Annotated in this window: 15 protein-coding genes; 7 read left to right on the plus strand and 8 right to left on the minus strand. The window is 50.2% G+C overall.

Annotation, left to right across the window (positions count from 1 at the left end):
- Positions 1–17: 17 nt before the first annotated feature.
- Positions 18–2,420, minus strand: a complete 2,403-nt coding sequence (locus ABJV08_RS15445) for a 1-deoxy-D-xylulose-5-phosphate synthase N-terminal domain-containing protein (protein ID WP_348037079.1) — start codon at positions 2,418–2,420, stop codon at positions 18–20.
- Positions 2,421–2,549: 129 nt separating this feature from the next.
- Here ABJV08_RS15445 and ABJV08_RS15450 point away from each other — a divergent pair, with 129 nt between their 5' ends.
- The gene (locus ABJV08_RS15450; RefSeq protein ID WP_348037077.1) at positions 2,550–3,017 is read left to right on the plus strand and encodes an Lrp/AsnC family transcriptional regulator; all 468 of its coding nucleotides are present in this window, start codon (positions 2,550–2,552) and stop codon (positions 3,015–3,017) included.
- Positions 3,018–3,062: 45 nt separating this feature from the next.
- Here ABJV08_RS15450 and ABJV08_RS15455 read toward each other — a convergent pair whose 3' ends face one another.
- Positions 3,063–3,518 carry a GNAT family N-acetyltransferase gene (locus ABJV08_RS15455; RefSeq protein ID WP_348037075.1) on the minus strand — a complete coding sequence of 152 codons (456 nt, stop codon included), beginning with the start codon at positions 3,516–3,518 and terminating at the stop codon, positions 3,063–3,065.
- Positions 3,519–3,761: 243 nt separating this feature from the next.
- Entirely contained in the window at positions 3,762–4,565 is an 804-nt protein-coding gene (locus ABJV08_RS15460) for a hypothetical protein (protein WP_348037073.1), read from the minus strand.
- Between the two features lie 165 nt (positions 4,566–4,730).
- On the opposite strand from ABJV08_RS15460, the gene ABJV08_RS15465 reads away from it, so the two are divergent.
- The 3 genes from ABJV08_RS15465 to ABJV08_RS15475 all read left to right on the plus strand — a co-directional run bounded on the left by ABJV08_RS15465 (position 4,731) and on the right by ABJV08_RS15475 (position 8,978).
- Positions 4,731–5,384 carry a response regulator transcription factor gene (locus tag ABJV08_RS15465; RefSeq protein ID WP_348037071.1) on the plus strand — a complete coding sequence of 218 codons (654 nt, stop codon included), beginning with the start codon at positions 4,731–4,733 and terminating at the stop codon, positions 5,382–5,384.
- 49 nt (positions 5,385–5,433) lie between these two features.
- Positions 5,434–7,287, plus strand: a complete 1,854-nt coding sequence (locus ABJV08_RS15470; RefSeq protein WP_348037069.1) for an ATP-binding protein — start codon at positions 5,434–5,436, stop codon at positions 7,285–7,287.
- 389 nt (positions 7,288–7,676) lie between these two features.
- Positions 7,677–8,978 carry an APC family permease gene (locus tag ABJV08_RS15475; protein WP_348037067.1) on the plus strand — a complete coding sequence of 434 codons (1,302 nt, stop codon included), beginning with the start codon at positions 7,677–7,679 and terminating at the stop codon, positions 8,976–8,978.
- A gap of 49 nt (positions 8,979–9,027) precedes the next feature.
- Here the strand turns inward: ABJV08_RS15475 and ABJV08_RS15480 are convergent, their stop codons facing one another.
- Complete coding sequence (locus ABJV08_RS15480) at positions 9,028–9,186, minus strand: hypothetical protein (RefSeq protein WP_348052506.1); 159 nt, start codon at positions 9,184–9,186, stop codon at positions 9,028–9,030.
- A gap of 391 nt (positions 9,187–9,577) precedes the next feature.
- Positions 9,578–9,964, minus strand: coding sequence for a Stealth CR1 domain-containing protein (locus ABJV08_RS15485; protein WP_348052519.1), 387 nt, complete (start codon positions 9,962–9,964; stop codon positions 9,578–9,580).
- Between the two features lie 276 nt (positions 9,965–10,240).
- Between ABJV08_RS15485 and ABJV08_RS15490 the strand changes: the two genes are divergently transcribed.
- Both ABJV08_RS15490 and ABJV08_RS15495 read left to right on the plus strand, forming a co-directional pair.
- Positions 10,241–10,549 (plus strand): PilZ domain-containing protein, encoded by a 309-nt coding sequence (locus tag ABJV08_RS15490; RefSeq protein ID WP_348037062.1) that lies wholly within the window; start codon positions 10,241–10,243, stop codon positions 10,547–10,549.
- 165 nt (positions 10,550–10,714) lie between these two features.
- The gene (locus ABJV08_RS15495; protein WP_348037060.1) at positions 10,715–11,587 is read left to right on the plus strand and encodes an alpha/beta hydrolase; all 873 of its coding nucleotides are present in this window, start codon (positions 10,715–10,717) and stop codon (positions 11,585–11,587) included.
- 239 nt (positions 11,588–11,826) lie between these two features.
- On the opposite strand, the gene ABJV08_RS15500 is transcribed toward ABJV08_RS15495, so the two are convergent.
- Both ABJV08_RS15500 and ABJV08_RS15505 read right to left on the minus strand, forming a co-directional pair.
- The gene (locus ABJV08_RS15500) at positions 11,827–13,605 is read right to left on the minus strand and encodes an acyl-CoA dehydrogenase (RefSeq protein ID WP_348037059.1); all 1,779 of its coding nucleotides are present in this window, start codon (positions 13,603–13,605) and stop codon (positions 11,827–11,829) included.
- 4 nt (positions 13,606–13,609) lie between these two features.
- Positions 13,610–14,452 carry an enoyl-CoA hydratase/isomerase family protein gene (locus ABJV08_RS15505; protein ID WP_348037058.1) on the minus strand — a complete coding sequence of 281 codons (843 nt, stop codon included), beginning with the start codon at positions 14,450–14,452 and terminating at the stop codon, positions 13,610–13,612.
- A 301-nt stretch (positions 14,453–14,753) separates the two neighbouring features.
- Here ABJV08_RS15505 and ABJV08_RS15510 point away from each other — a divergent pair, with 301 nt between their 5' ends.
- Positions 14,754–15,365 (plus strand): hypothetical protein, encoded by a 612-nt coding sequence (locus ABJV08_RS15510; protein WP_348037057.1) that lies wholly within the window; start codon positions 14,754–14,756, stop codon positions 15,363–15,365.
- Between the two features lie 1,246 nt (positions 15,366–16,611).
- Here ABJV08_RS15510 and ABJV08_RS15515 read toward each other — a convergent pair.
- The gene (locus ABJV08_RS15515; protein WP_348037055.1) at positions 16,612–18,345 is read right to left on the minus strand and encodes a hypothetical protein; all 1,734 of its coding nucleotides are present in this window, start codon (positions 18,343–18,345) and stop codon (positions 16,612–16,614) included.
- Positions 18,346–18,493: the final 148 nt, after the last annotated feature.

Below are 18,493 nucleotides of genomic sequence, written 5' to 3' on the forward strand. Positions count from 1 at the left end.
GTTGGAAAGCCGGTATTCTATGGCTGGGGCATGTTCCGGAAAGGGCGTCCGATTGTTAACTCTTGGACGGCCTGCATGATGCCGAGCGCATCTATCCCATAGCTTCGATATAATTCTGCGATGGATCCGGTCTGTCCGAATTTTTCGACACCAAGCGCACGCGTCCTATGGCCTTTTACCGACCCTAGCCACGCGAGTGTTGTTGGATGGGCGTCGCAAATCGTAACTATAGCGGCATGCGGATTGATACCATCGAACAGCTCTTCAATGTGCGAGCGGGCGCCGGCACCTCCATTTTGACGGCGCTTCTGTGCGGCAGAGAAACCTGCCAACAGTCGGTCCGCTGAAGTGATGGATAGCAACCCGATATCACGCACGTCTTCGCCCATTCTGCCCACTGCCTCAATGGCTTCCGGTGCCAATGTCCCGGTATAGGCGATGATCACTTCCGCATTGGGGCCCGGTTCTCGCAGCCAATAGCCGCCGTCTATGATCGAAGATTCTAGCGCTGGTGTCATTTCACGCTCAAATTGTTCAATCGGTCGCGTAGACAGGCGCAGATATATCGAGCCACCCGCCCCGTCATCCAGACAATTGCTCGATTCTGAAACCGGACTGCCATCATTCTGCATGAATGCAAAACCGAAACGCATGATCACCGCCAGTTCATCAGCGAAGGCGGGTTCAAAATAGGCCAATCGATCCTGTGCCATGCCGACCAGAGGCGTCCCAATGGATTGATGGGCACCGCCCTCGGGAGCTAGACTGACCCCGGAGGGCGTGGCGACAATCATGAAGCGCGAATCTTGATAGCAAGCGTAATTCATCTGATCGGCTGCACGGTAGATGAAAGGATCATATACGGTGCCGACCGGGAGCAACCGCTCCCCATTGATGGCATGGGAAAGGCCTAGGGCCGATAACAGAAGGAACAAATTGGATTCCGCGATCCCCAGCTCAATATGCTGACCGGCCGGCGAAGAATCCCATTTGAACGTAGAGGGAATTTTCTGATCCCTGAACAAGTCCACCGCTTCGTTCCGTGCAAATATCCCCCGGCGATTCACCCATCCACCCAGATTGGTCGAGACCGTGACATCTGGCGATGTCGTCACGATGCGATCCGCCAGTTCCGTCGACTCTTTGGCGATTTCATTCATGATATTGCCAAAAGCCATTTGCGTGGACAGCATATTATTTTTCGCTTTGGGAACAGGCAATTGCTCCGGCACGGCAATTTTCGGGGAGGTGAGCCGCCGCATCCCCTTTGCGAAAAAGGCGGCGTTGTCGATCACCGCCTCAAGCGCCTGCTGATCGTCTTCGACGCCTTCCCATTTTTCCCATTCACGGCCTTCCCGAACGTTCAAACGCTGGCGCAGCACGTCGATCTGCTTCGGAGTCATCAGCCCGGCATGATTGTCCTTATGCCCCGCCAGCGGCAGACCATTTCCCTTGATGGTATAGCAAATGAAAAGGGTCGGACGGTCATGCTGGCTCGCGCGTGCGAAGGCGTCGGTGAGCGAAGGCAGGTCATGCCCGCCCAAATTGCCCATAAATTCTTCCAGCCGCTCATCGCTCAGCTGGTCCAATATTTGCAATACATTGGGATTGTCGGCAAAATCGATCTGGAGGCGCGCACGCCATGCATCAGCCCCCTTGAATATCAGCGCCGAATAGAGCTGGTTAGGACATTGTTCGATCCACAGTTTCAGGGCTTCGCCGCCTTCCTGCGCGAATATCTCTTCCTGAAGCGCGCCGTGTCTGAGCGTGACCACATCCCATCCGAAACTGCGAAACATACCTTCAAATTTTTCAAACAGCCCTTCATGGACAACGGCATCGAGCGACTGGCGATTATAGTCGACGATCCACCAGCAATTGCGCAGATCATGTTTCCATCCCTCGATCAGCGCTTCGTAAATATTGCCCTCATCCATTTCCGCATCGCCGATCAACGCTATCATCCGGCCTTCGTCGCGCTCTTTCATCAGATCATGATGGGTCAAATAATCCTGCACCAACGAGGAGAATAAGGTTTGCGCGACGCCAAGCCCCACCGATCCGGTGGAAAAATCGACATCGTCAATATCTTTGGTGCGGGACGGATAGCTTTGCGCTCCGCCGAACCCGCGAAAATTCTCCAACTTCTCCCGGGTCTGATGGCCCGCAAGATATTGAATGGCATGAAAAATGGGCGAGGCATGCGGCTTGACGGCCACCCGGTCCTCAGGCTTCAGACAGGCAAAATAGAGCGCCGTCATAATGGTCGCCATGGAAGCGGAAGACGCCTGGTGACCGCCGACCTTCACGCCGGTCTCGTCTTTCTCGCGCAAATGATTGGCGTTGTGGATCGTCCAGGACGCCAGCCACAAAATGCGACTTTCGATGGTTTTCAAGGACTCGAGAGACTGTGTCGGCATCGCTTTGATTCACCATGGAAAATCTATTGATGTCGTTTTTATACACTAGCTATGATCGAATAACCTTGCAATTATCGGTACAAATTGCCTCTATAGCGACATTTATAACTAATATTTGAGCATATATTGATGAATAACTTCAATTTGGATTCCATTGATCGCAGCATTTTGAGCGCCTTGCAGAAAAATGCGCGCATATCGATGCTGGATCTGAGCGAACAAGTCGGCCTCAGCCCCACCCCTTGCGCCCGGCGCGTAAAAAATCTGGAAACAAACGGCGTCATATTGGGTTATCGTGCCGAACTGGACGACGCCCGGCTCGGATATGGCTTCTCGGTCTTTGTCTCCGTGCAGCTCGACAAGCAGGTCAACAATGCCCTCGAAGCTTTCGAAAAGGCCATCGGCGCCTATCCGGAAGTGGCCGACTGCTGGCTGATGACCGGGAACCGCGACTATCTGATGCGCATAGCGGTGTCAGACCTAGCCGATTTCGAAGCCTTTCTAACCGGCAAGCTGACCAAAATCCCCAGCGTCGCCTCGATCGAAAGCTCGGTCCCGATCAGACGTATCAAATCGCAACTGTCCTACGGGGAATGATAGATATCAAAAGCCGTCTGGTTCGGCGCTGATCCGCCTAGGACTTCACGGCATCCCAATGGTAAGATTTTTGGCAAGATAATGGGACGCATGGCCTTTCGGACGATCGGGCAATGTTGCCAGAAGCTGATAGCCATTTTTCTCGTAAAATGGCTTGGCTTGCCAACTGGTTGTTTCAACCAGAGCCTTTTCGCAATGGTGCTCGGCTGCATAATTTTCTGCCGAATCCAACAACTGCTTCCCGATTCCCGTTCCCCGACATTCTTCGGACAGCCAGAGAAGCTCAATATGCAGCGTGTTCCAATAGCATGAAGCCCTGATCCCGCCCACGACAGATCCTGTACCGGTCCTTGCGAGAACAAAAAATCGAACTTCATCGTCAACCGATTCCAGATCAGGAACCGCAGACTCATTATAGTCAATTATCCCCTGGCTCAGGATATTCGAATGCGCTTCCGGAGGGTCGGTGCTGACTATAATTTCCATCGTTTCGACCGCCATCTTGTATATTTGCCCATCCTATCCTGCCGCATAGCAATTTGGAATAAGAAGAACAGCCACCAGCATGGATTTTCGGGTTCATTTTTGGGATGAAGCAGTCACCGCGCTAGTGTCCGCTTTGGGCGCAAAGGCGGACATTAAGAATGCAGAAGTTGTTAGTCAGATAAGCGCCCCAATCTCGGACCTTCCAATGATTTCCGCTATATCCCGAAAGCAGGCGTTGGATTTGGCTGCGTTATCCGGTCACTTGGGTGGTGAGCCTGCCTGCACTGCCAACCCAGAAAGCTTCCAATTTGTGCCTTCATAAATATATCTTTGTTTCAAATGGACTGACTTATCTTTAGATCCGTAATGTCCTCTAATAGAGAGGATTGCTCCTTTTTCATTGATTTTGGCACTATCAATAACCGGTGCTATTCTGCTCATCGTCAAAAAGGCATCATCATCGTCGAAAAACGACTTAAAGGCTTTGTCCAGATCTTCCACTGATGCCGTTTGACGAAGACCATTTGCGGAACTGTCCCACAGTTTCTTCATGCTGTCATCGACCAGTGAATCGGCAAAGGCCGCAACTGTTTCTCGAAACAATTGCCTTTGCTCACCGGCAGAAGGGACGAGCCGGGTACCACTGCTATCCTTGAACCCCGCGCTTTCCTTCTCAATGGCGTTAATGCGCCATCCGGCTTCAGAGTTAATAAGCCGAAGCGAGAGAGGTATTTCGCTTCCATCTAATGTTGTGACCGTTCCTTCCAATTCTCCTGTACTGCCGGTTATTTCACGAGAACTCCAAGATGTTTCTTTCACATTATCCAATGCATTGGCTGCGAGATAGGCTCGGAGGCCTTCCTTACTGGTCCCATTCTGGAAGTCTCCGGACAGCAGCGCATAAGCGGCGTCCATATCGTCATTTTGCGCGGCTGCAAAAAAATCATCGCCGGCTTTGGTCATATCACCGGTTAGCCAGAAAATGAATCCCACCAGGGCTGCAATTCCGGCAAAAATGCCCAATGCAACTTTCATCCATGTCTTCATCAGAAATCCTTTCACGTTAAAAAGACAAGACCCGACCCAAGCTTCTGCCTATCAAACGGAAAATGGACGATGAGTGGATGTTGCGCCATCCCCAGTTCATGGGATGGCGTAACATCCACGATTTGATTTATCTCGCATAAGTGGTCATTCTCTACAACTGAGCTACCTGGGAGATATTCTATGCGACCCGGATATTCCAAAGTTGCCGTTGTGGAGGATGATCCGCCGGTTCTTACCGACATTTGCAAAGCGATTGAGCGTGCAGAGGATATGGAACTTGTCGATTCCGCTACCAACTTCGTGTCCGGAAAACAGCTGGTGGCGAATGGCGGGTTCGATGTTCTGGTATGTGATCTTGGATTGCCGGATGGGGATGGAACAAACCTTATCAAGATGGCGTCCGAACGGCAGAACAAAATAGATATCATGGTGCTCACCATGTTTGCCGATCACCAAAAAGTCTTGAATGCTATACGAGCTGGCGCGAGGGGATATTTGCTCAAAGACCAGCCGCTTGAAAATTGTGTTGATGCGATAAGAGAAATCCGAGCTGGCGGCTCGCCAATCAGCCCAATAATCGCTCGATTGGTGCTCAAACAGCTACAACCACAATCCCGGCCAGAAGACCAATTAGCAGAGGCTCTGTCGAACCGGGAGCTGGAGACACTCAACCTTTTATCGCGCGGATTTTCCTATTCTGAATCTGCCGAGATCATGAATATCTCTGCACACACAGTGGCAACCTACGTCAAACATATATACCGCAAGCTTGAAGTAAATTCTCGCGCCGAGGCCGTATTCGAAGCATCAAATCGCGGAATATTAGGGAGGTAGCGGTTTGTTGGTTCGCTTTTTTGGGCTGCTCTTGCTTTCTGCTTTTTTGATGGCCTTGCAACCAGTCGAAGCGCAGGATGACAATTCCAATAACCAGTTTGATGTGCAAACATCAAACGCCGGAAAAATCATCCACTTTGTTGATGCAGATTTTTCCTTTTCCGAAATCAGCGACATTCCGGACAGTAACTGGATCCGTCGAGAACTACCTGCACTCTGGCTGTCAGACGAGGCGCGCAAGGTGCAAGGCGGGGATTTGTCGGTCTGGGCAAGAGTAAGGTTTGACGGCACGGCTTTCGACAAGGATAGCATTTCCATATTCACCGAGAATAATCGCGAACGGGTTTCGGTTTCTATCAATGGAGTCGACATTTTTCGAAACTATGCTGATGATAGACACTCGATGCTTGGATGGAATCATCCCTATTTGATTCCGGTATCAAATTCTTTGCTGAAGCCCGGTACAAACGAGATTGTGATTCGGGCTGAATCGGGCCGTAACCATTCGCTAGGTATCGGTACCATCGCCGTGGGTAGTCACAACGCCTTGGCTTCGCATTTCGAAAGCCAGTATTTTTTCCGGATTGATGCGCCAAAAACGCTGAACTGGACCATGCTCTTGTTATCGGTTTTTGTGTTTATCATGTGGCTAGGGCGCCGACAGGAAATGGAGTTGTTTTGGCTATCGCTGACCGGAATATTCTGGTTCGTTCGAAACTATCACTTTTTCGCCGAGACAATTCCGATCGAGCCGCTGCTGTTTCAGCAAATCACCTATTATTCTATCTATTTTGCTGTTGCTGTCACGTTGGCTTTTTGTGCCGAATTTTTGAAGCTGCGCTACCGCAAGATCATCATTATTATCATACTCGGGATCGGAGTGTTTTTATGCCTGTCCCGGTTTTTCCTGACCAACATAGACCATACGGACATAGCGAGTAACCTGATGACGGTCGGCCTCTTTGGTTCGTTTCTGCTGATTTTGGCCCATCATGCATGGAAAGGTCAGTCGCCTGAAAGCTGGTTGTTGCTCATTCTACTGTCCCTTGCGGCTCTAACCGGCGTTCACGACATTGGACGGATCCCCAATGTCAACTGGTGGACCGGGGCAGGATTTCATTTTCAGCCTTACATCGGGTTTTTGCTTTTTCTGGTGTTTCTTCTGTCGCTAGCTGGACGCTTCCTCAGCGCGCTCAGTCTTGTCGAAGAAACCAATGTCCATTTGGAAAAAAGCGTTAAGGAAGCGACCGATGCGTTGGCTGCCAGCCAGCAGGCTCAGCGAAAGATGGAAGTCGAACGGGCGCTCGAGACAGAGCGCGAACGTTTGATGCGGGAAATGCATGACGGGATCGGTTCCAGTCTCGTCACGGCGCTGGCTGTCGCCCGTCAACGCAAAGACCCGCCGTCAACTATAACAACCCTTCAAAGAGCCATTGGCGATCTTAAGATCACAGTAGATTCTTTGGCACCAATCGAGGGTGATGTGGTCACCCTTCTTGCTAATCTGCGCCACCGGATGGAGCGAGAGCTTTCACAGGCGGGCATAACCAGCATCTGGCAAGTAGAGGAATGCCCCCCGCTTGATTGGATGGATGCCGGACATAGTCTTCATCTGTTGCGTCTGTTGCAGGAGGCTCTCAGCAATGTCCTTCAACATGCCGACACCAGTTCGATTACTCTGTCATGCAAGTCAAGCATGCGGCAAAATAAGTCTGGTGTCCTGATTAGCATCGTTGACGATGGTATCGGCTTCAATCCTTCGGATCGCAGTGGGAGCAAGGGATTGGCGTTTATGCATCAACGCGCTGAGATTTTGAACGGGACTTTGACGATTGAGAATTTGGTTTCCGGCGGTACCGCAGTAAAATTGTGGCTTGCGCAAGCATCTGTCTTGCAAGACTAGAACCCAGCGTCTGATTGCCAATTGTAGAGCAATATCCAATCGATGGGCTCAATTCCAATGTTTTCTGTTGCACTCGAAGCAGACACTAGAGCAGACAACATGAGCGTCCGAATTTGGGTCGTTAGCCGAAGGTCCGCTTTCCACCGCCCAGCATCCAATAGCGGACAGTCCGCAACCAGCCCAGCTGCTGTCGTTAAAAACGGCCTGCATTGACGTCCGCTTTCGGGATGAAGCGGACGTAACGCTAATGTCTGCTTTGGGCGCAAAAACCTCTGTTAGAGAGATGGGATCATCTGATGAATATGACATCCGCTGATATGGCGCGCCGATGACAGTGCCTCGGTTTGCCAATTTGCAAGCTTTGGGTTAATCGTCGCTTCGGGGGATGAATGACAGATATTATAGCGCCACCACGCGTGGTCGGCACCATGGGCGCAAGCCTTCTCAATCTCAATGGGATGATTGGGGCGGGCATTTTCGCTTTGCCGGCGTTGCTATATGTCGGCCTTGATAGTTTCGCGCCGATTGCGATTCTGCTGTTCGCCATTCCGACAGCCTGTTTGGCGGTATCCGTCTGCAAATTATCAACATTGTTCGACGGGTCCGGAGGCGTTCAACTCTATGTGGAAACGGCCTTGGGCAAGTTCACCGGCTTTCAGGTCGGTTGGTTTGTAATCTGTGCCAGCGGAACCGGGCGGGCTGCGAATTTCCTGGTGCTTGTGTCTTATCTAGCGGCGTTGTTTCCCGTTTTCGACGGCCCGATTGCACGCCCTTTGACCGTTCTTGCTTTCATTGCCTTCATGACAATATTATGTGTCCTGGGCACAAAGCGTTCCATGGGCGGCATATGGGTTGGCACATTGTTCAAGCTCGCTCCGCTTGTACTTCTGTGCGCAGTGGGTTTGGGGACCAATGGCTTTCCTGTAAATATCGCCTTGCCGTCATTCTCCGGTCTGGAATCGGTTGCTCTGTTGATCGCTTATGCTTTTTCGGGCTTCGCAACGTCCACCGTCGCGGCCGGTGAAACAAAAAACCCGCGCACCGCCATTTATCGCTCTGTCATCATGGCTTTGATCGGAGTGGCAATATTCTATGCTATCGTCCAATGGGCCTATATTGCCATCGGACCTGAAACGACAGATGCCGAGGTTCCCTTGGCCGCTGCAGCGCAAAAGCTCTTTGGCGATTGGGGCGCCGTGATGATCAGTGTTGCCGCGGTTTTTTCAATTGCGACAAACCAGCTTTGCGGTTTTATAACATTCCCGCGCGTTCTTTCCGGAATGGGCGAAAGAAAGCTCTTGCCGAAATTTTTCGCTCATGTGTCGCCACGGTTTCTGACCCCCGATTATGCAATTATATCTTATGGAGTGTTCGTAGCAGCAATCGCGATATCCGGTTCTTTCGCAACACTCGCCATCCTGCTGGTTGCAGTGGAGCAGGCGATTTTCGCCTTGTCGCTCATTTCTTTCGGTGTCTTGTGGAAAAGCAACTTTCGCGGTCTGAGAGATACAACGGGTCCGCGGTGGCTGATTATCCTGCCGGTAGCCGTCGCAATGGTTGCGTGGATGTCGTTGCAGGTTCCCGCAACCGCCATTCTGTCCACAACGGGGATGATCACGGTTGGCGCAGTCTTATACTGGCTCGCACGATCCAGGGTCTCGCGCCAATTGCCCGATGTTGTTGAAACATAGCGTTTCGCACTACCGCTTGCGGAAAGTTGCTCCGGCCACGTCTGTCAGATCAATCGGGATCAACAAGATCGTTTATTTCGTCCGCAGCCTCTAATGTGGCGAACAACAATACCCCTGCTAACACTCCAGCGCCTATGGCGATTCCAGCACCAGTGGTCAGATTTAGCTTGCCGTTTTCATCCTGAAGACGCTTGCCGTTGAGCATCATAACCGGATCGTTTTCCAATGTCAGAGAGAAACGATTATGTTGTATCTGCCTCTGCAATGGCCGAAAATTTGTTTCGCTCCATGAATAGCGATGGCGGGCGAGGGAAAAAGACAAGCGGGGGGTTTGATTGCTCTTGGTCGTTGCAGGGCCAATTGGAACAACCAAGCCCACCTGCATTCGGGATTCCGGTATATGTTGACCATCGTTCATAAAATAGGATTGCGCATTTACTGAAGCGCTTGAGAAAAGCGCTGCAGCGATGAGCGACCTGCTGACAACCTTTGTAATCATTTTCGTTTCCCCTCAACGTAGTAAGACATTACTTTGGTTAGACTATATGGCCGAATTGCGGCCAATCATTGTCCACAATATCCATGACTAGAGTGCCATGTCAGCGAGTGGTTGCGATCGCCGATATGTCCGGCATAACGCCAATGTCCGTTTCGATCGCAAGCGAATTGAAAGTTGGGAGCGCGGCGTCATAGCCAGCAAAAATCTCCTGATGGTCGACGATGGTAATTTTTTCGACCAATGCTGCAGACAGTCCAGAAAGGACGGGGGCTTGACCGTCGGTCACAATCCATATGCGCCGCACATCGGGCGCGTTGTTGGCAATAGATCGGAGGCAATAATCAAGTTCGTCACTGCATAGCCAGCGGTGCGGGTTAATCCCGTTGTCATGCAGCGGTGTCTGCGCTTCGCCAAGAAAATGATCCCGCTTGGCCTTCAAAGCGGGATCCGCCCCATCGACCCACGTGATTACAATATCAACGTTGATCCTATGTGCCTATTGGCCAAGCCAACACGGTTTTTGCAATGCCCTTATGGACATCTAAGCGCGGCTTTGTCGCTCCGGAGCTTGTCAATTTGGCTGAATTGAAAAACGGGATATTCTAAGCTGGGGCATTTTCCGATCTCGACCGGCTGGCGCTGCGCAACACCTCTATGGTGAACCGATTATCAATGTCGCGTTTATCGAATATTTACCTGATTTCACTAGATGAAACCGTGAAACGGGATCGGAATTATGGGTTTAACGGCAAAAAACAACGGCATGTCCACACGCGGTGAAAACCGCGTGGAAGCGCCGCTTGTCGGGCAAATGCGCAGAGGTGCAGGGATGCCACACCCCGTTACAATACGTGACATATCATCCAAAGGCATTCAGGCCACATGTTTCAATGCGCCCAATGAACGCGAACGGGTTTCGATTCGATTTGATAACGGCCGCAGCGTGAACGGCGTCGTTCGCTGGGTCCGCAAAGGTATTTTCGGGGTAGAGTTTCTGGCTCCGGTCAACGTTGACACGCTGACTGAAGATGCAAAGACACACCCCTTGCGCCGCAGCACCGATTTTCGCTGATCTTTTTGCAGCCATTGCAGATCGATGCAGTGCGCTGCGCACCGATAATCTGATTTCGGCAATTCACAGAAGCTTCCCGCGTAATCCCGTCGTTCAAGCGCTTGTCCAATTCCGTCGCGCGCTGTAAGCTAGGGTCGAACACGCCCTCTCGCCAACGGAACCCCCATGACATTGATCGGCCCCGCCTCGCACAGCTATTTCTCCCAGCGGCTTCGCCTGCATTATGCCGATTGGGGCAATAGCGATAAGCCGCCGTTGATCCTGCTGCACGGCGGCAAGGATCATTGCCGCAACTGGGACTGGACGGCGCAGGCGCTGCGCGATGACTGGCATATCATCTGTCCCGACGTCCGCGGCCATGGCGACAGCCAGTGGAGCACCGACGGCAATTACACCAGCATGGCGATGGTCACCGATCTGGCGCAGCTGATCCATCAGCTCGACCTGTCCCCGGTCACCATTGTCGCGCACAGCATGGGCGGCAATATCGCGCTGCGCTATACCGGTCTCTACCCCGATACGGTGCGTAAACTGGTTGCGATTGAAGGGCTTGGCCCCAGTCCCGAAATGCTGATCGAGCGGGAAAAAACCGGCCAATTGCAGCGTGTCCGCAACTCGATCGAAGAGAAGCGCAAGGCTTCCGGCCGGCAGGTGAAACGCTATCCGACATTCGAAGACGCGCTCAAACGCATGCAGGACGCCAACCAGCATTTGTCCGACGAACAGGCCCGGCACCTGACCACCCATGCGGTGATCCGCAACGAGGATGGCAGCTATAGCTGGAAATTCGATCCCTATGTACAGCATTGGGATAGCATCGACCTGCCCCAATCCGCCATTCACGAACTCTGGGGCAATATATCCTGCCCGACCCAGCTCCACTATGGCGCTGACAGCTGGGCCAGCAATCCGGAGAAAGACGGCCGGATGAAATATTTCGGTGATAATGTCGAAGTGCGGGAATTCCAGGAAGCCGGGCACTGGTTGCATCATGACCAGTTTGACGAATTTGTGGGAACGCTGAAAGCATTTCTCTAATTTGCCAATTGGACGGCGTTGCAAGGCGAGCGGTATAGGGGAAGCAGATTAGAGGCAGACCGCCGAGAAGCCTGGTCCGGAACAAGCAACATTGGTAATGAGCGAGTGCATTTGATGAAATGTCCCCGTAATTTCACAGGATCCTAGCATTCTCAATATTCCGAAAGCGGACCTTGTGATTAACTTACGATATCCTAGTTGCAGTCATCAAATAGCAAATATCGGGACATTCCTGAGCTCTAGAACCATTCATCGCGCATCTGAGCGGCACTCTGGTCATTGGTTCTCAGCGTTTCGGCCCATTTGGCGGTTCGGCTTAATTCTCTTGCATAGAAATATTTGGCTGACTGCCACTTGCCTTTGATAAAGGCTTCCGACTGCTCACTGGTGAGCGTAGCTTCAAGAATGCGTAAATGCATCCAAGCGATGACCATATGCCCCGCATAGTCGAGATATAGCGTGGCATTGGCGAGGCCGGTTTTGGCGTCTTCAGATACGGCATCAGTCAGAGAGCCAGAAACGCTCTGAAACTCTTCGACACGCTCGGCCAATCTGCGAGTGAAATATTCTGCGCCGTCGATATTGTGCATATTTGTGATGGTTTGCTGTATTTCAGAGCAAAGCAATGCCAGTCCTTTTCCGTCGAGCATTCTGGCTTTGCGTCCTAGAAAGTCGAGGCCCTGGATGCCATGCGTGCCTTCATGAATGGGGTTGAGGCGGTTGTCGCGATAATAGCGTTCAATCGGGTAGTCGCGCGTATATCCCGCCCCACCCAGAATTTGCAGCGCATGTTTATTGGCTTCAAGACAAAATTCAGATGGCCATGATTTCGTGATTGGGGTCAGCATCTCAAGAAGCAACTTGGCGCGATCGACCGCTGACGGATCGTTGCGACTGCGCACAATGTCGACAAGCTTTGCGCAATATAAGCCTAGCGCCAGAGAGGGTTCCACCGAAGATTTTTGTGCAAGTAGTAGCCGGCGTATATCTGCGTGCTCAACAATGGGAACGGGCGTGGAGTGCGCATCTTTATCACCCGGATGCCGACCTTGCGGACGACCGCGCGCATAATCAAGAGAGGCCTGAAACCCGGCTTGCCCCAAAGCCGTTGCGCCAAGTCCCACATAAATTCGAGCTTCATTCATCATATGAAACATGAAGGTAAGTCCTTGATGCTCTGCTCCGACCAAATGGCCGATACAGTCATCATTGTCACCGAAATTCAGAGCGCAATTGGTAATCCCGCGATATCCCATTTTATGATTCAGTCCCGCAAGGGTCACGTCATTTGCCTCTCCCGGACTGCCATCGGAATTGAGGCGATATTTCGGAACGATAAAAAGAGATATCCCTTTTACTCCAGCAGGTCCGCCGGGAATTTTCGCCATTACCAAGTGAACAATATTCTCGCTGAGTTCATGATCTCCGCTTGAAATCCACATCTTGCTGCCAGAAATTTTATAGGTGCCGTCATCACTGGGGGTGGCCGTCGTGGTTATATCCGCCAGTGACGACCCCGCATGGGGTTCGGACAAGCACATGGTGGCGAAATATCGCCCTTCTACCATCGGGATTAAGTAGCGCTGTTGCTGTTCTTTTGAGGCAAATTTCGCTAGCAGCCTTCCCGCTGCCGTCGTCAGCAATCCATAGCCCGTATAAGAAACGTTAGCGGAGGCCAGAACAAAAAACAGCCCTTGAATAACGCTCTCGGGCAGGCCCAACCCGCCATGTTCAGGTTCAAATCCGCTACCCATAAACCCTGCTTGAATATAGGCGTCGATGGCGGTCTGCGCTTCAGGGATCATAACAACCTTGCCATCCACGAAGTCCGGTTCAATTTCGTCTGCTTTTTTTGCCGAGGGCTCAAAATGATCTGCAGCCAATTGTTGCGCTGTGTCCAACAGGTTTTCGATGACGCTGCGGTCGAGCTCTTGCCCGGTTTCGCCGTCCAGAATATCTTCGATTTTTGCAACGTCGAAAAGTTGAAAAAAAAGATCATCTCTATCAAAGGTTCTCATGGATCTATCCGAAACGTTTCTTGCGGGCTTTTAAGGCTGCTTTCATACCGTCTTTTCTGACGATGTCGAAAAAGGCTTTGAACGTCGGACTCTGGTGGAAGACGGCATCCAAATCCGCCGCCTGTGCCGCTGAGGTGTGCAGACCCATATTCTCGTACCAGTTGTTCGTCGACTCTTTCAGCAAAGACAAATGATTAATCGGGGTTCTAGCAATATCCAACGCGAGCGTGTTGACCGTGTCCGTCAATTGATCTGCCGGCACAACATCGTTAATCAGGCCAAGCGATTGGGCCTCGGCGGCGCTGATTGATTTTGCGGTATATAAAAGCTCTTTGGTCTTTCGCATACCAATGAGCAGGGGCCACAAAAACATCGTGGGCGGAATACCAAGATCGCGGGCAGCGGGATGCCCAAAGCTGGCCTCTGGGGAAGCAACCACTAGATCTGAGACAGCGAGCAACTCACCTGCGCCCGACAAACAAGGCCCTTGAACTTGGGTGATAATCGGCTTGGGAAACTTCCACATTTCCAGCCAATAATCGAGAAGCCCAGCAATGTCTTCGCGGTCCTGTTGCAAGTCAACGCCATGTTCGAAATCTGCCGGAAATTGCGAGATGATCCAGTCTTTCTCGCTCAAATCATAACCCGCAGAAAACACATGTCCCGCAGATCGGATTATCACGACAGATACGGCTTCATCAACCTTGGCTGTCTCTAGCGCAGACTTAAGCTCATCCAACAATGTGGGAGAGAGTGCATTTAATTTCTCTGGGCGATTAAGAGTGATGCTTAAGACCTGATCCGCTTTTTCGACTAGTAGGGTTTCAAACATCATCATGGCGTCCATTTATAAAATTGGCTTATCGGGCATCTGAAATTCAATGCTCCTCTTGATAGGTATCAATGTCAACAAACACTATTGTGATACCGACTTCAACCATGGCTGGACGGCTGAGTGAGGCCTTTCAGCATTGTTACCGCTAGCTTCTGCTAAAGTGGTGATCTGCGATTTTTTGAGATACGATCGGAATACCCGCCTTTGCGCCCAAAGCGGACGTTAACTCCTGCAAATCAAATTCGCGTGCTATAAAATGTAGACTTGTAGTTTTCGGATAGTTAGCTTCTGCGCCACCTGTATGGAGCGCCAAATGTCTGATATTTTAAATGCCTATATTGCTCAATCGGACGACGTGATTGCAGACACCTTCACTGGTGAAGGTTTCCGTTGCAGTGTTGATCTAAGTGACGGAACTCATCTGCCCTGTGTCATGCTTCGAAGGCCAGAAAAGACTATTGATTTGGCTTTGCGTCGGTTCAAAGACGAGCAAAGTGGGCGCGGTGTTTTTCGAACCATGGACAATGGCTACCGTAAGGTGGTCAAGTCATTCGTAACCTCAGGCAACAAAGTGAGTTCATATGACATAGAATCAGTGAGACCGAGCATCTTTGCAATACCACTCGAGCTTTTGGAAGAGATTCAAGGTGAAACATTTATGTCTTGGACAGGTTGGGTCTTTGAAATGAATGACGGAGCCCTATTTTCCTTTGGAACAACATTCCTATTTGATTTTTTCTCGTTGCCGGAAAAATACAACTTTTCTGACGTAGCAAAGGTGCACAATCATTCTTACGTTGGAATGGATGGGACGATTGCATCAATACACGAGAACCGAGAATCTTACGTTCAGCTGTTATCAAGTAAATCAATACAAGTCTTCCGGGAGCGGCCATACTTCAAATGCTATGTAGACGAAATTTAGGCGTGATCCTTAGTGTCCACATTTGCGCCCATAACGGACATTAGCGCCATGACCGCAATATCCCGAAAGCGGCCACCAGGAAGTCAATCAAGTGCCGTTTGCAAATGACATTTGTAGACGAAATACTAGAATCAACTCGCGCCTGATGGGTCGGCTTTTTCGTTAATTTGAATCACCCAGCAAGGAACGGATAGTGTTGCGCAGACGCTCATTCTCGCGTCGCTCTTTGCGCAACTCTTCACGCAACCGAGATATCTCGGATGATTGATTATTCCCATTGGATACTGGCGGTCGAGGGCGCTCTACAAAAGGACGTGTCTGAGTTTGCTGCCGGGTTACACGTACTGATGATATAATGTCGTTATATCCAAAATTCACCAAGCATGAATTCGATCCGGTAAACGTTCTGGAACGCCCCCTGAAACCAGCGTCTTGGTAGACGGTTGCGATATAACCGGGCTTTACTTTTATCCCTGAAACCGTGTCGTTTCTCATACCGCGCCTCGTTAGGCTGTCGAGATCATAGGCACCGGTAGAAATCCCTGTTTGATCACCGCGATAGTTGCAGTCTTCATACATAATAACCGGTGAGTTTGACGGCGCAATCCGGGGTCGGCGCGGGGCCGGCCTCGTTGTGGGCCGCGAATTTGTTGCGGTTGAACCGGTGCGACTAACCTTGACCGATGAGATTATGTCGTTGAATCCCATATTCACTAGGCAAGCCGTGCTACGATTAATTGTCCGTGACTTTCCCCGAAATCCAGCATGTTCGTAAATAGTTACGCTATACCCCCTAGGCACGCGTATGGCGGAAACATCATCATTTTTTGCCCCACGAGCAGTCAAGTTATTTAGATTGTGATTGCCCACTGGAAGCGAGGCCGCTTTGCCATTGAAATTACAATGTTCATATAAAGTGACCTGCGCCGATGCGCTTTGCGCAATAAGCGCGGTCGATGATGCAAATATCACTGCCACAATTTTGTAAATCAAGCCCCGTTGCATTAACTATCCCCAATATTTAAGGCAGCGTTTGCAACCCGTTAATATCTATGGCGTCAATATGCTTGGCAGTAAACCCAGTTCTCCAATGTCCGCTTTTGCACCCGAAGCGGACGCTAGATTTCATACCGTCCAGTGATCGACCTTGAGTAGGAAATAAACGATGATCTCGCAGGTGACTTTTGTTCGTGAGATCGCTGTAATTTTTTATAAAATTTGGACCGTTTGCCACTAATGTGTTGGACTAGCTCGTGCATTGTTTCGACATGGAATCAACACCAGCCATTTCACCGCAATAGAAATCGAAGATTCCTTGGTTCAATGAAATCATAACCAACATAGAAATCGTGATCAAAACAAGCGGAAAAATCAAAATATAACCCTTGTCGTGCACCATCACCAATTCGGCCCAAGTCTTGTTGACGGCTTCTCCGCGTTCAACGCCAGGAACTTTCTTGGGGCGCAGGGCTGGAAGCATGAGCGAGAGCAGAAAGATCCAAAGAAGTGAGACCAAAACTTGTGCTGCGTGCACATGCATGTCTTCAACAACTATAACGAAAAACTCTTGACTGAATATTTTCAGCTTCGGGTTATTTGCGACGCCCTCTTGCAGCGAATGGACAATCGGAACTGCAACTGCGATGACAATTGCGGCTAGAGAAAATACAAAACCGAAGTAATTTTCTTCAAGCCAATCTAATGACTTAGCAACCACCTCTCTGGCCCGTCCCGAAGCAAACTGTAAGCCGAGCATCATGACATTTATGCAAGTCGCTGTGAAAAACAACATAGCGTCAAAAGCTGGTTTGTCTTCCTGGTAGAGGACAACATAGACCTCCCAAGTTATAGCAATAACCAAGCACGCAAAAAAGATTGCAACGAAGAATACAAGGGGAGCGACAATGATAATTGTTATAAGCCCTATCGCGATCTCAAGGACCGAACGACCTGCTTCCCTTACCCCACTTGGTGTAGTGCTTGGATCGTGGTCCGCAATTGCTGCAAAAACTACGCGATCCAAGCCAACGCTTTTGACGACCGCGTAGAGCATGAGCGATGTGCCAAAGATATACCCCGGCGAATGAGTCTGCTCGTCAAAAAGCAGAACAGAGAGAAGTTCCAACGCGAAATAGAAAATCAGCCAAGGTTCCAGAAGACGAAGTGTGATTAGCCACCAATTCTTTTGGAGGTAGCTGCCCGTCACATTGTCTATGAATTTGCCCTCAAAATTCCAGTTGTCCTTCTCAACTGGATTTTCGTTATCGCTCGCCTGCGCACGATAGCGCACCGCCTCATCAGAGTTCACGAAATTCCGGATGCCCCACCTACCCGCAAGAAAACACAGACACGCAACTATGGAAAACACGATAGCGCTGAATCCGAGGATTTTTGGAACAGTATCCATCATCTCTAATCTGTTGGCGAGGATGGCTAGCGCCAACATATCGACGGCTACAAGTGCAGCCTCAATGTTTGACCGAAGAATTATCCGAATTTCATCCTTAGTATAGCGCGATCCAGCAAAAGCTCGAATGACGATTTCGAATAGATCGAATACATATTTGGCTAATGTTCCAAGGTTGTTGCGGGTTGCAGACGCAGGCTGGTCCGTTATTTTGTCCTGATAGGTTTGCCAGATCACAACTAATGCGATCATCCCTGCGATGATGATGAAGTGCTCCTGTAAAAAGCCAACTACGCTCGGAATTCGTCGTAGTATGTAAACTTCGTCAAATTCCGAAAACAGAGCTATGATAGCATCGAGATTTACCTCGAATAGACTGATGAAACCTGAAATGAACAGGCCGTAGGTCAACAAAAGGAAGGCATGCCAGAAGCCGTTGAGGAGTGCCCAGGATTTGAGCTTTTTGGGGTTGTCTCTATAATATTTAGTCTTTGATATCGTCAAACCAACTGCATCAAAAGATACAATCAAGGCAATCACAATGAACCCAATTACCAAGAATAGCCAGATCACAACAAATCCCCCCCTAACTATTTAGTTAATGAAGTACCCCTCGAAATTATTCAAGTATTTTGAACATAGCTAATTATTGAGTTTTATTAATTTCACTTTAGTAAGCTGGATTTTCAAATGGCTTGAAATGTGAATGAAGATAGCGAGT

This window comes from Parasphingorhabdus sp., assembly GCF_039982395.1.
Lineage (GTDB): Bacteria > Pseudomonadota > Alphaproteobacteria > Sphingomonadales > Sphingomonadaceae > Parasphingorhabdus.

What these genes read in the sequence shown, in the direction of transcription:
- ABJV08_RS15445 (WP_348037079.1), bottom strand. Translation starts at nt 2,420, where the DNA reads ATGCCGACACAGTCTCTCGAGTCCTTGAAAACCATCGAAAGTCGCATT.
- ABJV08_RS15450 (WP_348037077.1), top strand. Translation starts at nt 2,550, where the DNA reads ATGAATAACTTCAATTTGGATTCCATTGATCGCAGCATTTTGAGCGCC.
- ABJV08_RS15455 (WP_348037075.1), bottom strand. Translation starts at nt 3,518, where the DNA reads ATGGCGGTCGAAACGATGGAAATTATAGTCAGCACCGACCCTCCGGAA.
- ABJV08_RS15465 (WP_348037071.1), top strand. Translation starts at nt 4,731, where the DNA reads ATGCGACCCGGATATTCCAAAGTTGCCGTTGTGGAGGATGATCCGCCG.
- ABJV08_RS15470 (WP_348037069.1), top strand. Translation starts at nt 5,434, where the DNA reads ATGGCCTTGCAACCAGTCGAAGCGCAGGATGACAATTCCAATAACCAG.
- ABJV08_RS15475 (WP_348037067.1), top strand. Translation starts at nt 7,677, where the DNA reads ATGACAGATATTATAGCGCCACCACGCGTGGTCGGCACCATGGGCGCA.
- ABJV08_RS15480 (WP_348052506.1), bottom strand. Translation starts at nt 9,186, where the DNA reads ATGATGCTCAACGGCAAGCGTCTTCAGGATGAAAACGGCAAGCTAAAT.
- ABJV08_RS15490 (WP_348037062.1), top strand. Translation starts at nt 10,241, where the DNA reads ATGTCCACACGCGGTGAAAACCGCGTGGAAGCGCCGCTTGTCGGGCAA.
- ABJV08_RS15495 (WP_348037060.1), top strand. Translation starts at nt 10,715, where the DNA reads ATGACATTGATCGGCCCCGCCTCGCACAGCTATTTCTCCCAGCGGCTT.
- ABJV08_RS15500 (WP_348037059.1), bottom strand. Translation starts at nt 13,605, where the DNA reads ATGAGAACCTTTGATAGAGATGATCTTTTTTTTCAACTTTTCGACGTT.
- ABJV08_RS15505 (WP_348037058.1), bottom strand. Translation starts at nt 14,452, where the DNA reads ATGGACGCCATGATGATGTTTGAAACCCTACTAGTCGAAAAAGCGGAT.
- ABJV08_RS15510 (WP_348037057.1), top strand. Translation starts at nt 14,754, where the DNA reads ATGTCTGATATTTTAAATGCCTATATTGCTCAATCGGACGACGTGATT.